This window comes from Streptomyces sp. NPDC026515 (genome assembly GCF_055567595.1).
Map to the genome: position 1 here is coordinate 116170 of NZ_JBVHQD010000004.1, position 15616 is coordinate 131785.

8 protein-coding genes and 1 pseudogene are annotated in these 15616 nt (G+C 72.5%); 6 read left to right on the forward strand and 3 right to left on the reverse strand.

Annotated elements, in window-relative coordinates; genetic code table 11:
• Positions 1-64 precede the first annotated feature (64 nt).
• The 6 genes and pseudogenes from ACZ4O3_RS08990 (at position 65) to ACZ4O3_RS09015 (ending at position 12039) form a co-directional block, all read left to right on the forward strand.
• Positions 65-1628: pseudogene (locus ACZ4O3_RS08990) on the forward strand (discoidin domain-containing protein).
• A gap of 32 nt (positions 1629-1660) precedes the next feature.
• A complete protein-coding gene (locus tag ACZ4O3_RS08995) occupies positions 1661-2284 on the forward strand; it encodes a class I SAM-dependent methyltransferase (RefSeq protein WP_467721733.1) in 624 nt (207 codons plus the stop codon).
• A gap of 89 nt (positions 2285-2373) precedes the next feature.
• The gene (locus tag ACZ4O3_RS09000) at positions 2374-3360 is read left to right on the forward strand and encodes a hypothetical protein (protein WP_362727830.1); all 987 of its coding nucleotides are present in this window, start codon (positions 2374-2376) and stop codon (positions 3358-3360) included.
• Between the two features lie 43 nt (positions 3361-3403).
• The gene (locus ACZ4O3_RS09005; RefSeq protein ID WP_467721734.1) at positions 3404-5254 is read left to right on the forward strand and encodes an HSP90 family protein; all 1851 of its coding nucleotides are present in this window, start codon (positions 3404-3406) and stop codon (positions 5252-5254) included.
• Between the two features lie 2 nt (positions 5255-5256).
• Positions 5257-8190 (forward strand): hypothetical protein, encoded by a 2934-nt coding sequence (locus ACZ4O3_RS09010; RefSeq protein WP_467721735.1) that lies wholly within the window; start codon positions 5257-5259, stop codon positions 8188-8190.
• 576 nt (positions 8191-8766) lie between these two features.
• Positions 8767-12039, forward strand: a complete 3273-nt coding sequence (locus tag ACZ4O3_RS09015; RefSeq protein WP_467721736.1) for a GH92 family glycosyl hydrolase — start codon at positions 8767-8769, stop codon at positions 12037-12039.
• Positions 12040-12122: 83 nt separating this feature from the next.
• On the opposite strand, the gene ACZ4O3_RS09020 is transcribed toward ACZ4O3_RS09015, so the two are convergent.
• The 3 genes from ACZ4O3_RS09020 to ACZ4O3_RS09030 form a co-directional block, all read right to left on the reverse strand.
• Positions 12123-13826, reverse strand: a complete 1704-nt coding sequence (locus ACZ4O3_RS09020; protein ID WP_467721737.1) for a carbohydrate binding domain-containing protein — start codon at positions 13824-13826, stop codon at positions 12123-12125.
• A gap of 269 nt (positions 13827-14095) precedes the next feature.
• Positions 14096-14293 (reverse strand): hypothetical protein, encoded by a 198-nt coding sequence (locus ACZ4O3_RS09025; RefSeq protein WP_467721738.1) that lies wholly within the window; start codon positions 14291-14293, stop codon positions 14096-14098.
• A gap of 70 nt (positions 14294-14363) precedes the next feature.
• Entirely contained in the window at positions 14364-15542 is a 1179-nt protein-coding gene (locus tag ACZ4O3_RS09030) for an MFS transporter (RefSeq protein WP_467721739.1), read from the reverse strand.
• Between the last annotated feature and the right edge of the window lie 74 nt (positions 15543-15616).

Genomic DNA, 15616 nt, shown 5'->3' on the forward strand with positions numbered 1-15616 from the left:
GACGGTGCCGCCGGACGCGGACAGGCCCGCGCCCGGCGGCACCGACCACCGGCGGCCACCCGACCTGCGCCGGCGACGGCGCGCCCATCAACGGCTGGTGGCACTGGACGCCACCGGCGGTGAGGGCCCCACCCGCGACGCCATGGCGGCCAGGGGGCGCGCCGCCGCCGAGTCGTACGGCCGGAAGTTCTACCTCATGTACGACGTCTCCAACTGGACGGACATGCGGTCCGGGATCAGGACGGACAAGATGTCCGCGCACACCGCGAGTGCGGCCTACGCGAAGCAGAACGGCAAGCCGGTCGTCTGCATCTGGGGCTTCGGCTTCAACGACCCCAACCACCCCTTCACCGCAGACGACTGCCTCGACGTCGTCAACTGGTTCAAGGGGCAGGGGTGTTACGTCGTCGGTGGCGTGCCGTGCGAATGGCGGACGGGGACCGGGGGCTCGCGGCCCGGCTTCCTCGGCGTCTACCACGCCTTCAACATGATCTCGCCATGGATGGTCGGCGCCGTCGGCAACGTGCCGGAAGCCGACAACGCCTACACCGTCGGCGACCAGGCCGAATGCAACGCCAACGACATCGACCACCGCCCTGCGTGCTGCCCGGAGACGTCTGCGGACGGCAGCGCGCGCACGGCGACTTCATGTGGCGGCAGCTCCACAACATGGTCCGGGCCGGGGTGCAGGGCATCTGCATCTCGATGTTCGACGAGTACAACGAGGGCAACCAGATCGCCAAGACCGCCGAGACCCAGCGTGGGTGCCCACCGACTCCGGATTCCTCGCCCTCGACGAGGACGGCACCGCCTGCTCCTCCGACTACTGCCTCCGGCTGACCGGTGACGGCGGCCGCATGCTCAAGGGCCGGATCGCGGTGACCGCCACCCGCCCCACCCAGCCGACCGTCGCCACCGGCGACACCACCCCGCCGGACGCGCCGGGCGGCCTGACCGTCACCGCGCACACCAGTCACGCCGTCTCGCTGGCCTGGAGCCCGTCGGCCGACAACGCCGGTGTCACCGGCTACCGCGTCCTGCGGGTGACCGGAACGACCAGCACCCAGACCGGCGCCACGTCGTTCACCGTCACCGGACTCGAGGCGTCCACCGCGTACACCTTCGACGTCGTCGCCCTGGACGCGGCGGGCAACGTGCCGCAGCCCTCCCACCAGGTCACCGTCACCACCGACGCCCCGTCCGGCACCACCGGCCTCGCCCTGCACCGGCCCACCTCGGAGAGCAGTCACATCCAGACGTACGCCTCGGGCAACGCGACCGACGGCGACACCGGCACCTACTGGGAGTCCGCCGGCAACGCCTTCCCGCAGTGGATCCAGCTCGGCCTGGGCGCCGCCACCGGCGTCCGGCGGATCGTCCTGCACCTTCCCCCGGCGACCGCCTGGGCCGCCCGGACCCAGACGCTCTCCGTCCAGGGCAGCAGCGACGGCACCACCTTCACCCAACTGCTCGCCCCGGCGGGCTGCACCTTCGACCCGGCGACCGGCAACACCGCCACCCTCACCCTCCCCGCCGCCGTCACCACCCGCTACGTACGGCTCACCATCACCGCCAACAACGGCCGGCCCGCCGGGCAGGTCTCGGAGTTCCAGGTCTTCGGCGCCTGATGCCCCGGCCACCCCGTCCTATAGTTCCTCGCATGAGTCGCTGGCACGAACTGACCGGGGGCGCGTCGGGGCACGACTACGCCGCGCGGTTCGCCGCACTGGCCCGCGGCGGAGCGGACGTGCACGGGGAGGCACGGTTCTGCGCGGCGCTGGTGCCCGCCGGAGCGCGGGTACTGGACGCCGGGTGCGGCACCGGACGGGTCATGATCCGGCTCGCCGAACTCGGCTACGACTGCGTCGGGGTGGACCTCGACGCGTCGATGCTGGCCGTGGCCCGGCAGCAGGCGCCCGGACTGGCCTGGCACCAGGCCGACCTGGCCGGGTTCGAGCCCCGCCGGCTCGGCATCGCGGCCGACTTCGATCTGGTGGTCGCGGCGGGCAACATCTTCCCGTTGCTGGCCGCGGGCACCGAGGCCACCGTGGTCACGCGGCTGGCCTCGGCCCTGCGCCCCGGCGGCCTGCTGGTCGCCGGGTTCGGCCTGGACGAGGCCCATCTGCCCGTGCCGCCCGGCATCACCCTGGCCGAGTACGACGACTGCTGCGCCGCGGCCGGCCTGACCCTCACCGACCGCTTCGCCACCTGGGACGCCGACCCCTACGACGGCGGCGGCTACGCCGTCAGCGTGCACCGCCGCCGAACCCTCCGGCAGCCGTGAGCCACCGCTGAAAACCCTGTGGAACCGATGTCGGTGGAGCCGCCTATGCTGCACTCCGATGATCACGCGGATCCTGGGGAGGGCGCGGCATGTTCGGCAAGCTGTTCGGCAGGGGCGGGGAGAGACCGGCGACGGATCCGCACGCCCTTCCCGGCCCGCGCAGGCTGATGAACGGGATGTACACGCTGCGCGCCCTCGGCGACACACGGGTGCTCGCGCTGGTGGAGGCCGCCGGCGCCGGCGACTGGACGGCGGTCAGGACGGCGCTGGCCCCCTTCGACCTCGGCCGCGACGACCGGGTCCTCGGTGAACTGGCCGACCTGGACGGTGTGCAGGACTGGATCGGCCGCGCCGTGGAGGAGGACAAGGAGCACCGGGCGACCGCGCTGCTGATATCCGGCGCGCGCCACGTCAGCTGGGGCTGGGAGGCCCGTACCCGGGCCAGTGCCGTGGACGTCACGCCCGAGCAGTGGCGGGTCTTCCGGGAGCGGCTCGACATCGCCGAGGACCAGCTGCTGGAAGCGGCGGAGCTGCGGCCGGAGTGGGTCACCCCGTGGCGGCGCCTGCTCACCTCCGGCCGTGGCATCTCGCTCGGCCGCGCGGTCAACGAGACCCGCCTCGACGCCGCCCTGCGCCGCGACCCGCTGAACCTGGAGACCCACGTCGAGTGGGTGTCCTACCTCCAGCCCCGGTGGAGCGGCGAGCCCGGCGAGGCCCTGGCCTTCGCCCGCGCGGCCTTCGCCGGAGCGCCCGACGGCCATCGCCTCGGCTGTGTGGTCGCCCTCGCGCACATCGAGGACTGGGTCGAGTCCAGCCGCAAGAACTGCCTCATCACCCCGGAGATCCAGGACGAGTTGATGGACGCGGCCGAGCGCAGCATCCTCCACCCCGACTACGAGCGCCGCCCCGGCTGGCAGCACGACTTCAACGTCTTCGCCATGGCCCTGTCCCTGGCATCGGAGCGGATCGCTCTGCCCTACGTCTTCCGCGAGCTGGGCGGCGCCTACACCACCTGGCCCTGGAGGTACATGGCGGAGCCGGAAAAGATGTACGCCCGCGCCCGGCGCAACGCCTGACCCCGCCACCCCGCCCGCCGCTCATCTCACCCCGGACTGCCCGATGACTGTGTCCCACACCCCTTCGAGCCCGGCCGCCGGCGCCGACCGCACCTTCCAGGTGGATCTGCGCGGCCTCGTCGATCTCCTCTCCCACCACCTCTACTCCAGCCCTCGCGTCTACCTGCGGGAACTCCTGCAGAACGCGGTGGACGCGCTGACCGCGCGGCACGCCCTCGAACCGGGTGCCCCCGCCGACGCGTTCGGTATCCGCCTGTACGCCGACGGTTCGGTGGTCCGGGTGGAGGACGACGGCGTCGGTCTCACCGAGGCCGACGTCCACACCTTCCTCGCCACCATCGGCCGCAGCAGCAAGCGGGCCGACAAGATCGCCGAGCAACGCGCCGACTTCATCGGCCAGTTCGGCATCGGCCTGCTCTCCTGCTTCCTGGTCGCGGACGAGATCCTCGTCCTGAGCAGGTCCGCCCGCACCCCCGACGCCCCCGCCGTGGAATGGCGGGGACGCGGCGACGGCAGCTACTCCGTCCGTGCCCTGCCCGCCTCCGCCCGACCGCGGCCCGGCACCACCGTCACCCTGACGCCCCGCGCCGACACCGGCGAGTGGACCCGGCCGGTTCAGGTGCACGCGCTGGCCCGGCACTTCGGCTCCCTGCTGCGCCACCCGGTGACCTTCGACGACGGCACCGGCGGCCCCGGCGCGCCCGTCAATCCCGAACCCGCACCCTGGGCGCGCACCTACCCCACCCCGGGGGCACGCTCCCGTGCGCTGGCCGCCTACGGCGAGGAGACCTTCGGGTTCACCCCGCTGGACACCGTCGAGCTGGACCTGCCGGCCGTGGGTCTCAAGGGCATCGCGTGCGTACTGCCCGACGCGGTGCCGGCCGGACGCCGCCACGGCCACCGTGTGCACGTCAAGGGCATGCTGCTGTCCGAGCAGGCCGAGGAGATCCTGCCCGAGTGGGCCTTCTTCGTCCGCTGCGTCCTCGACGCCGAGAGCCTGCGCCCGACCGCGTCCCGTGAGTCCCTGTACGAGGACGACACCCTCGCCGCGGTCCGTGACGCGCTGGCCGAACGGCTGCGCGCGTGGATCGCCCGGACCGCCGCCAGCGATCCCGACCTCCTCGGCCGCTTCCTCCAGGCCCACCACCTGGCCGTGAAGTCCCTCGCCGTGCACGACGACGAGATCCTGCGGATGCTGCTGCCCTGGCTGCCGTTCGAGACCACGGCCGGGCACGCCACCCTCGACGAGTTCGCCCGCACCCACCGCACCGTCCTGGTCACCTCCAGTGTGGAGGAGTTCCGGCAGGTCGCGGCGATCGCCTCGGCCGCCGGGCTCGGCGTCGTCAACGGCGGCTACACCTACGACCGTGAACTGGTCCACCGGCTGCCGGAGATCAGGCCGGAGGTCAGCGTCGCCGACCTCGACCCGGCGACCCTCACCGCCCACCTCGACCCCGTCGACCGGGAGACGGAACTCGCCGCCGCGGCCTACCTCGCCCAGGCCCGCGACGCGCTCGCCGTCTTCGACTGCGACGTCGCGCTGCGCACCTTCCAGCCCGCCTCGGCGCCGGCGCTCCTCCTCGACAGCCGTGAGGCCCGGCACGAACGCACCCGCTCCCAGCTCGCCCGTGAACAGCAGGGCGGGGTGTGGGGCGACATCCTCGGCCACCTGCGCCAGGAGGCCCCGCGGGCCCAGCTGATCCTCAACCAGCTCAACCCGCTGGTCCGCACCGCGGTCGCCATCGAGGAACCGGAGCTGGCCCGCACCAGCGCCGAAGCCCTCTACGGGCAGGCCGCGATGCTCTCCCGGCGCCCGCTCAGGCCCGCCGAGTCGAGCCTCATCAACCGCTCCTTCCTCGACCTCCTCGCCCACGCCCTCCGCAAGGACAGCTGACGATGCCGACCGCACCCCATCCGCAGAACACGGACGAGCTGTACCGGGCGCTCCAGGAGAACGACCGGCGCCCCCACGGCCGTTCCCGCACCGTCAGGGCCGAGGAACTGGTCGAGACCGCCGAGCAGTTCGCGGAGCCGCGTCCGCTGGTCCAGGCGCTCTTCGCACTGCAGAATGCCTACAACTACGGCGCCGAGCCCAGGAAGTCGCCCGTCGTCTTCGCCCGTGTCCTCACCCTCTTCGACGAGCAGCCCGACGTCTTCGACGAGCGGCTGCGGCACACGCTGTTCTGGCGGTTCAAGTGGGTCGCCAACGCCCTTGTCGCGCTGCCCGAGATACCGCTGGCCAGCCTGCGCCAGTGGCTGACCGAGATGCGCGACCGGTACGAGAAGGCCGGTCTCGGACTCCAGCCCTACTACGGACAGGCGTACCACCTCGCCGCCCACGTCGGCGAGGACACCGACCTGGCCTTCGAACTGTGGGCGGGACGGGCCCGTACCCGGCTCAGCGACTGCGAGGCCTGCGAGATCTGCGACCGCGCGCTCCACCACCTCGCGGCGGACGACGACGAACGGGCCCTGCGCACCTGGGAACCCGTGCTGGCCGGGAAGGAGTCCTGCCAGGAGGAACCCGCCCGCTCCGTCTCCCACGCGCTGCTTCCGCTGCTGCGCCTCGGCCGTACCGACCAGGCCCGCGAACTGCACCTCGTCGGCTACCGGGCCTGCCGCCGCAACCCCTCGATGTCCGGCGAGGTCGCCCGGCACCTGGAGTTCTGCGCGCTGACCGGCAACGAGGCGCGCGGCCTGGAGCTGCTCGCGGAGAACCGGAACCTGTTCGACGACGTCGACTCGCCGCTGGACCAGCTGGCCTTCCTCACCGGCGTCGAGGTCCTCCTGCAGCGCGTCGAACTCCTCGGCCACGGCGAACTGCCCGCCGCCGGCTACCCGGGCCGCACCTGGACGGTGGCCGGCCTGCGGGCCGAGGTACACCGCCGGGCCGACGACCTCGCCGCCCGCTTCGACGCCCGCAACGGCACCACGGCCCACACCGACCGGCGTGCCGCCCGGCTCGGCCGTGCCCCCCTGCTGGACGCGCTGGAACTGACCCTGCGTACCCGCGTCCTCGACGACGTGGCCCCGGCCGCCCCGCCCGCCGTCCGCCCGGCCGCCACCGCCCTGCCCGAGTCGCTGCCCGAACTCGTCGTCCGGGCACGGGAGCTGGATGAGCGGGGACACCCGGACGCGGTGGCCTGCTGGGCTCGGTTGCGCACGCTCGTCGCCGACCCCGGCTACGTCCACCCGGACGACCCGGACGTGCGGCCGCTCGCCCATCTGCGCGCGGACCTGCTGGCCGACGAGGCGGGCCGGGCGGGCCAGAAGGACGAGTTCGACCGGGCGGTCGCCCTGTGGGAGGCGGCCGCCGGCCTGTACGACGAGGCCGGCGCGCCCGGTCACGCGGCGCTCGCCCGCGCCTGCGGCCTGCTGCCCACGGCGGACATCCCCGCGGCGGACGGCGACGGAGCCGAGGCGAAGGCCGCCGCGCTGACCGCCGTCCACGACGCCCTCGTCCGGCTGAACGAGGAGACGACCGGCCTCGCCCCGTACCAGGAGGCCCGGGTGCTGCGGCTGCGGGCGAGCGCGCTCGGCCTGCGGCTGCAGGCGACGGGGAACGACGAACACCTCGCGCCGGTGCTCGCCGAGGTGGACCTGCTGCTCGACTTCGCCACCCGGCACGAGATCGCCTCGCAGATCTCCGGCGGCCGTCTGCTGCGGGCCACCACGCGGGCCCTGTCCGGCGACCTCCCCGCCGCGGTCACGGAGGTCGACGCGCTCCTCGACCGGCTGCGGGCACAGGGCCCCGCCTGGCACCTGCCCCGCACGCTCGGGCTGCGCGGCCGGCTCCGGCTCGGCCTCAGGGACGCGCAGGCCGCGCACACGGACCTGACCGAGGGCCTGCGGCTGGCCGCCGACTGGCCCTCCGATTCGGCCGACACGGCCCGCCTGCACGCTGACCTGGCGCTGGCCTGCATGCGCCTGGGCCGTCCCGAGGAGGCGCTACGGCACCTGACACGCTCCGCGGAGCGGGAGCTGCGCCACGGCAGCCGGACGGAGGCGCTCTGCACCTATGGCAACGTGGCCCGGCTCAGTCTCGAACTCGGACGCGTCGAGGACTGCATCGCGCTGCTCGACTCGCTCCTGGCCGAACCGGACGTCGTCGCCGGTGAGGTGGACGACCGTCTCGTCGCCCAGCTGCGCCTGTACCGCGCCCGCGCGTTGCACGCGGGGGAGGACCTCAAGGCCGCCACGGCCGAGTTCGTCGCCCTCGCGGCCGAGTCGGCCGGCTGGGACGACGATCCCGGGAGCCACGCCGGCATCGCCGCGGAGACCGCCGTACTCCTCGCCGAGTCCGGTGAGTTCGGCCGGGCCCGTGCGGCCGCGGACCAGGCCCTCGCCGCGCACTCCCTGGCCCCGCGCTACGAGCAGCTCAGCAGCAGCCTGCGTGAGATCGCCCGCCTCCAGGCCCAGCGGCAGGGTGCCGAGGGACTGGCGGACGCCCTCGCCCTCCTCGCGGATGCGGGCAGGGTCGCCGACGAGGCCAGGGCCGCGGAGTACGAGTCCCCCGACCGCTCCCTGGACAGTGCCCTCGCCTACGAACACGGCCGGGTCAACGCCTACGCCGGCGAGTACGAGACCTCTCTGGCCGCACTGGACAAGGCTCTCACCCTGCTCGGCGAACCGGGACCCGACGACGGCCACGCCGGAGAGTGGGCCGAGTGCGTCCGGCTCGCGTCCGTCGTGGAAGGCCTCTACCTGGAACGCCCCGCCCCCGCCCTCACCCGCCTCGACGCGGCGGTCGCCCGTCTCACCGCCCAGGGCAGGACCGAGGAGACCGAGTCGCTGACCTCCCTGGCGGCCCAGCTGCGCGACGAGAGGTGAGGACGAGGGACGAGGCCAGGGGCGCGGACCAGGGGCGGGAGGGCCGCGCACAGCCCTTCCGCCCCGCTGCGCACCGACCGTGACCTGCTGCTCCAGGGGTACCGCGTCCTTCCTGCCGAGGCCTGTCCGCGCCGGACGGGAAGCCTTTGCTGAGGAGTCGTCACTCCCGCAAGGAATCCGGCGGTTCGCCGCCGCCTCCGGTCCCTCCCGCGCGGGGGCGGGTCCGCGTCCGGCACGGCACCGACCCGCGAGGACGCCGCGGCCGCCGTGCGACGGCCGCGGCCGGGTGCCCGCCCCGCCGTGAACTTCGCGCTCAGAAAGTCTTGTTGGCCTCGTTGACACGCCACAAGCACAGGCGTTTCACTCGACACTCGTGCATGGCAACGTTGTCAGGCCGTGGGAGCGACCCGAACTGTTGCCTGTCGCCGGCATTCCGGTGTTTTTCGGCGCGCCGACACCTGATGTGCGAAGCACGAACCGCTGCGGAGGCAACCGATGGTGAGACCCCGACGTCCAGCTGCACCAGCCGACCGAGCAAGATTCCGCCGACGCCTAGTCGCCGTGTGCGTCCTTGGCATGGCGGCCCTTCCGCTGCAGGCGCTCGGCAGCGCCCAGGCCGCGGGCAACGCGACACCGCCCCTCGTGAAGGACCCCGCGTCCCTCGTCAACCCCCTCATCGGCACCTCCGGTGCGGTGGACACCTTCCCCGGCCCCGACATGCCGGCCGGCATGGTGCAGTGGGGCCCCGACACCACCCCGCACCGCCCCGACGGCGGCGGCTACGAGTACGCCGACAGCAAGATCTCCGGCTTCAGCCTCACCCATGTCTCGGGGCCCGGCTGCCCTGTCGCGGGCGACCTGCCGATCCTGCCGGTGACCGGTGCGCTGTCGGGCGACCTCGGCGGCACGTCCGTCGGCTTCGGCCACGACAAGGAACAAGCCGCCGTCGGCTCCTACAAGGTCACCGACGCGAACGGGGTCGCCACCGAGCTGACCGACACCACCCGTGCCGGCATCGGCACCTTCACCTTCCCCTCGGACCGGCAGGCGAACCTGCTGTTCAAGCTCAGCGGGGGCGCCACCCAGGTGGACGGAACCCGCGTCCAGGTGGTGAACAGCAAGGAGATCAGCGGCGCGATCGACAGCGGCCACTTCTGCGGCGCCGCCAACCGGTACACGCTGCACTTCGACGTCAAGTTCGACCGCCCGTTCACCGCGAGCGGCACCTGGGTCGGCGGCACCATCACCCCCGACGCCACGTCGCTGAAGGCCGGCAAGGTGGTGCAGACCCCGAAGAAGTCCACGTCGGCACCGCTGAAGGAGAAGCACTTCACCGTCCCGGCGAAGCCGGCCCCGACGGTCCACAGGAACGGCGGCGAGACCGCCGCCGCGTCCGCCCAGCCGCCCACGACCGGCGCGAACGGCATGTACCTCACCTTCGACACCTCCTCGAACCCCAAGGTGACGGCGAAGGTCGGTATCTCGTACACGAGTGACGCGAACGCGGCGGCCAACCTCGGCGCCGAGATCGGCAGCCGGAACGTCGGCGCCGTCGAGAAGGCCAACCACGACGCCTGGAACACGGTGCTGAAGAACATCCAGGTCGGCGGCGGATCCACCGACCAGCAGACGCAGTTCTACACCGCGCTCTACCACGCCCTGCTGCACCCGAACGTCTACTCCGACACCAACGGCCAGTACATGGGCATGGACAACCAGGTCCACAAGCTGGCCAAGGGGCAGCAGGCCCAGTACGCCAACTACTCGGGCTGGGACACCTACCGCTCCCAGACCCAGCTGATGGCGCTGGTCGAGCCCAAGGTGGCGAGCGACGTCGTCACCTCGATGCTCAACGGCTACGACCAGACCGGCCTGCTGCCCAAGTGGGCCTCGAACAACGGCGAGAGCTACGTGATGGTCGGTGACCCGGCCGCCGGCATCATCGCCGACGCGTACGCCTTCGGCGCGACCGGCTTCGACACGGACAAGGCCCTCGCGGCCCTCCAGCACGAGGCCACCGTCCCGAACAACGACCGCCCCGGCGAGTCGGTGCGGGACGCCAAGGGCTACCTCCCGCTCGACGAGAGCTACGGCTGCTGCAACTTCTACGGCCCGGTCTCCACCCAGCTGGAGTACGACTCCGCCGACTACGCTCTCGCCGCCTTCGCCAAGTCGCTCGGCAAGACGTCGGTCTACGAGAAGTTCGCCACCCGCGCCCAGGACTGGATGAACGTCTTCAACCCGCAGTCCGGCTACCTCCAGGCCAAGAACAAGGACGGCCAGTTCGCGAGCGGTTTCACCCCCGGCACCTCCAACGGCTTCGTGGAGGGCACCTCGGCCCAGTACACCCCCATGGTCCCCTTCAACCTGAAGCAGCTCATCCAGGCCCGGGGCGGCACCAAGGCGTACTCGTCCTACCTGGACAGCCTGCTCGACGACATCACCCGTCCCGGCAGCACCGACGCCGACCTGAGCAACGAGCCCAGCGTGGAGATCCCCTGGGAGTACAACTACACCGGCGAGCCCTGGAAGACCCAGGCGGCCGTCCGTGACGCCCAGCAGGACCTGTACTTCAACGCCCCGGTCGGCTCCTTCGGCAACGACGACCTCGGCGCCATGAGCTCCTGGTACGTCTGGTCCGAGCTGGGCATGTACCCGGAGACCCCGGGCGCGGACACCCTGGTGCTCGGCAGCCCGGTGTTCCCGGTGGCCCAGGTGACCCTGGGCGGCGGAAAGACGGTGCGGATCAACGCACCGCAGGCCGCGACCGACGCGCCGTACGTACAGTCGCTGAACGTCAAGGGCAAGGCGTGGAACGCCTCCTGGCTCACGTACCAGCAGTTCAAGGGCGCGGGCACGCTCGACTACACGCTCGGCACCCGGCCGAACACCTCCTGGGCGTCCGGCCCGTCGGCGGTGCCGCCGTCGGACACCACGGGCGGCGGCCGGGTGCTGGCGGCGACCGGTCCCGGCAACGGCCTGGTCCTCCAGCCGGGCACGAGCGACGACAGCACCCTGGACCTGACCAACCTCGGCGACAAGGCCGTCACGGTCGACTGGACGGCGGCGGCGCCCGCCGGCGTCACCCTGGGCAGCGCGTCCGGCTCGCTGACCGTGCCCGCCTCGGGCAGTGCCGAGGCGAAGGTCCACGTGACGGCGGGTCCGGACGAAGGCACGTTCCCGGTCACGTTCGCCCTGACCGACCACGACACCGGTGCGGCGCTGTCCGGGGCGGCGCTCCGGGTCGCCGTGGCCAAGGCCGGTGCCCTGTGGCCGTACGACACCAACGAGGGCATCTACCCCGACGGCACCGGCTACTCGGGCGGCTTCGACGGCGGCGGCTGGGCCTACTCGCAGAACGCGCTGTCGGCGGCCGGTGTCACCAGCGGCTCCACCCTCACCGTGGACGGTGTCTCCTACACCTGGCCGACGGTGAAGTCCGGGCAGCCCGACAACCTGGAGATGGCCGGCCAGACCATCCCCATGCCGGCCGGCACCTCGGGCGCCTCGCTGGGTCTGCTGGGCTCGGCGACCAACGCGCCCACCGACGGCAGCGGGGTCTCCGGCACACTGACCGTCACCTACACCGACGGCACCACCTCGCAGGCGACGGTCGGCTTCTCCGACTGGACGCTGAACGGCGGGCCGAGCAAACCGCTGCCGGGTGACACGACGGCCGTCAGCACGGGCTACCGGAACACCGGGAGCGGCGGCCGGGACAACGTGAAGACGTTCGTCTTCGCCACGAAGGTACCGCTGGACGCGAGCAAGCAGGTGGCGTCGGTGACGCTGCCGGTGACCGGCTCGACCGGCACCGACCACCTGTTCGCCTACGGCTTCGGCCAGTAGGCCTGGCCCGGCACGGACGAGGGGGCCGGTTCCCCTGGGCGCGCGCCCAGGGGAACCGGCCCCCTCGTGCCGATGTGCCGCGCTCAGCTCAGGGTGAAGTCGTCCGCGTTCACCGCGGCCTGGCCGTACCAGCCGTGGACGTAGACGGTGACCGTTCCGCTGCCGCCGGTGGTGAAGGTGACCTTGAGCTGGTTCCAGCTCGTACCGTTCGACCAGGTGCTGGCGGTGGCGCCGCCGCTGACACCGACGTAGGCGTACGGGCCCTGCACCCAGCCGGAGAGCGTGTAGGTGTGGTTGGGGGAGAGTGTGACGGTCTGGTCGCATTCACCGGTGGCACTGGCGCTCGGGGTCACCTGGAGGCTGTGGCTGCCGCTGTGGACCGGGCTGGAGACCACCGTGCTGCCGCCGGTGCAGGTCCACGGACTCGGACTGCCGCTCTCGAAGCCCGCGTTGACCAGTGAGCCCCCGCCGCCACCTCCGCCGGAGGAGGTGACCGTGAGCGTGTAGGTCGCGCTGTGGCTGCCGCTCGCGGCGGTGCCGGTGACCGTGATCGGGTAGCTGCCCGCGGCCACCGACGAGCCGACCGTCGCCGTCAGCGTCGAACTGCCGCCGGAGGTCACGGAACCCGGGCTGAAGGAGACGCCGACACCGGAGGGCGCGCCGGAGGCGGAGAGGCTGACGGACTCGGCGCTCCTGGAGGTGACGGCCGTGCCGACGGTCGCGGTCGCCGAACCGCCCTGGGCGACCGAGGCGGAACCGGGCGACAGGGAGAGGGAGAAGTCGGTGGTGGTGCCTCCTCCTCCGCCCGAACCGCCCTCGTAGGGTACGAACGCGTCGGTGAAGGCGAGCGGGTTCTGGCTGATCTCACTGCACGTGGACAGGGAGTTGGCGCTCCCGCCGCACGGCTGGTCCCGGTTGGCCGACCAGAACGCCAGCCGGCCGACGCCGTTCTGCGCGGCGAAGCTCTCCACCGTCTGGGCGTCGGCGAGGGTGAAGGTGGACCCGTCGTCGTTCTTGCCGATCATCGGGGTGATGCCGAGGTTGGCGTAGCCGTAGCCGGAGTCGACGGACTGCATCTGCGCGAGGGTGGCCCGGGCCGCGGAGAGGGCGGCCTGGCCCATCTCGGTGCCGGTACCGGCGTAGTAGTCCATGGTCATGACGTTGACGACGTCGATCTTGACGCCGGCGTTCTTGGCGGCCTTGAGGATGTTGACGCCGTCGCCGGTCAGCCCGCTCGTCAGGACGGGCAGGGTCATGGAGAACTGGAGGCCCGGGTTGGACGCCTTGAGGTCCTTCATCGCCTGCATCTGACGGGCCACGGCCGCGGTGTCGGCCACGGCGGCGCCCTCGACGTCGAAGTCGAGCTGGGTGACGCCGTAGTCGTTGATGACGGCCTGGTACCCGGCGTCGATGCTGCTCTGGTTCGAGCAGGTCCAGGCGAGCGGCTCGCCGCTCGCCCCGCCCGAGGAGATGATCACGGACGCGCCCTCGGCCTTCGCCCTGGCGATCTCCGGGTCGGTGTAGGAGTCGTTGCCGACGGGGAGGGTGTCGCCCCAGATCTGGTTGCAGCCCACGCCGAGGACGAAGGCCGCGGTGTACGCCTTGAGGTGGTGGCCGGTGATGGCGGTGTCGAGCAGGCCTTCCTGACCGTTCGACATGTCGACGTAGGGAGCCACGGAGTAGACGCTGCCCGCCGCGGCGCTGCCGGCGGGGGCCAGCGCGACGGCGGCGCCGGTGGCCGCGAGGGCCAGGGCGCACGCGGAAGCCGCAAGTCTTGCCAGGTACATGACAGTGGCCCTTTCGGGATGCCCAAGGAGGGTGGAGGGGTGAGGACGGGGCCGCAGAAGTATTGGTACATACCAAACTCCCCGAGGTCTCCGCCGTCAAGAGGACTAGACCAAAGCCTCCGTCAAGACGAGCGTCCCCTCTCTGTCCTCTCCTGCGGAGGGCCCGTTCGGCGGAGCCTCCGTCCCGGTGGTCGGATACGAGCCGTACGGCGGGTGCCGGGCCGTGTGACGGGGCCCGGCCGTGCGGCGGGTGCGGGCGTCGGCGAAGGTCAGGCCGGCATGCGCGGGCCGGTCGGGGTGGCGGTCGTATCGGACCACGTCCGCGCGTCCGCGTCGGTGCTTGGCGGGGGCACCACCGCCGGGTCGTCGTGCTTGCCGGACAGGTCGGGCACGGTCCGGCCCGCGGTGAGCGCGGTGCCGGGCGCGCCCGGCATGTCGAGGCGGCGGTACGCCGGCGTGCCCTTCACCAGCTCCCGGGCGGCCGGCCGGGCCGGCCGCGGTCCTGCCCGGCTGCTGTCCGACCGGCCGGTCGGACGCTCAGGCCGAGGGCTCCGTCACGGTGCGCTCGCCGCGCCGGGCGAAGACCAGGCCCGCCCACGCCATGGCGGCCAGCGGGATGACGCCGGAGACGATCACCTGACCCTGGCTGGAGACCACGCTGTTCGGAGTGCCCAGCAGGTAACCGACGCCGATGCAGCTGCGGGACAGGGCCTGGAAGCAGGCCCAGGCGCTGCCGTGCACCTCGGCCGGCACCCGCGAGTGCACCGCGTTGCGCAGACCGACGTTGCACGCGCCGTTGCCGAAACCCGCGACCAGGAACAGCGGGAAGATCACCGCGGCGACCGGGATCAGACCGGTGAGGAGCAGGCCCAGGCCGATGCCCATGACGCCGCCGACGATCAGCAGGGTGTGCCGGTCCGCCCAGCCGGCGCGGCCCGCGAGCAGGGCGCCGGGCACGGACCCCAGGGCCCAGGTGGCCAGGAAGAGACCGAAGACGGTGTCGTTGCCGTTGACGACGTCGCGCAGGTAGAAGACGCCCGCGACGTTCTCGATGCTGGTGGCCAGCATCGCCGCCGCCAGGGCCGGCATCAGGGTGCCCACCACCGGGGCGTCGCGCAGTGCCCGGTAGCCGTCCGCGAGCTTGGTGGCGGGGCGGCGGCCGATCGCCACGTCCACGGTGCTCGGCACCGCCAGCATGGTGCACCCCGCCAGCACGAGGAAGGAGGCGGCGTCCACGCCGAGGAGCACGCCGGTGCCCCACCGGGAGTTGAGGAAGCCGGCCAGTGGAGGTCCGAGCAGCCCCGCCACGGAGAGTCCGGCCGTCAGCAAGCTGTTCGCCCGGCCGGTGTGCTGGTCACCGGCGACGGCGGGCAGCATCTTGAACCCGGCGGCCACCGAGGCCACTCCGGCCAGGGCGGACAGCGCGATCAGCGCGACCTTCACGTGGAAACCGCCGACGGCGGTGGCCGCGCCCAGGGCCAGCGACTGGGCGAGCAGCGCCCACAGGCAGACCGCGCGAGCGCTGAACCGGTCCACCAGTGAGCCGATCAGCGGCGCCGCGAGCACCGTCGGGATGAGTTCGGCGAGCATCACCTCGGTCACCCCGAACCGGATGTCCCGGTCCGCCGCGTGCAGCACCAGTCCCAGCGAGGCGAGGGTGTCGCCGAGACGGGAGAACAGCGTTCCCGCGATGAGCACCTGCGCGGCCACCGGCATCGCCGTGGTCCGGCGCAGCGCGGCGAATGGCGCTCTCCGCGTCTTTTGCGTATCCAATCCAGTCCAATCCGTCC

Excerpts from the sequence above, each read along its gene's own strand:
- ACZ4O3_RS09000 (WP_362727830.1), top strand. The coding sequence starts at position 2,374 with ATGTTCGGCAAGCTGTTCGGCAGGGGCGGGGAGAGACCGGCGACGGAT.
- ACZ4O3_RS09030 (WP_467721739.1), bottom strand. The coding sequence starts at position 15,542 with ATGCCGGTGGCCGCGCAGGTGCTCATCGCGGGAACGCTGTTCTCCCGT.
- ACZ4O3_RS09020 (WP_467721737.1), bottom strand. The coding sequence starts at position 13,826 with ATGTACCTGGCAAGACTTGCGGCTTCCGCGTGCGCCCTGGCCCTCGCG.
- ACZ4O3_RS09005 (WP_467721734.1), top strand. The coding sequence starts at position 3,404 with ATGACTGTGTCCCACACCCCTTCGAGCCCGGCCGCCGGCGCCGACCGC.
- ACZ4O3_RS09010 (WP_467721735.1), top strand. The coding sequence starts at position 5,257 with ATGCCGACCGCACCCCATCCGCAGAACACGGACGAGCTGTACCGGGCG.
- ACZ4O3_RS09015 (WP_467721736.1), top strand. The coding sequence starts at position 8,767 with ATGGCGGCCCTTCCGCTGCAGGCGCTCGGCAGCGCCCAGGCCGCGGGC.
- ACZ4O3_RS08995 (WP_467721733.1), top strand. The coding sequence starts at position 1,661 with ATGAGTCGCTGGCACGAACTGACCGGGGGCGCGTCGGGGCACGACTAC.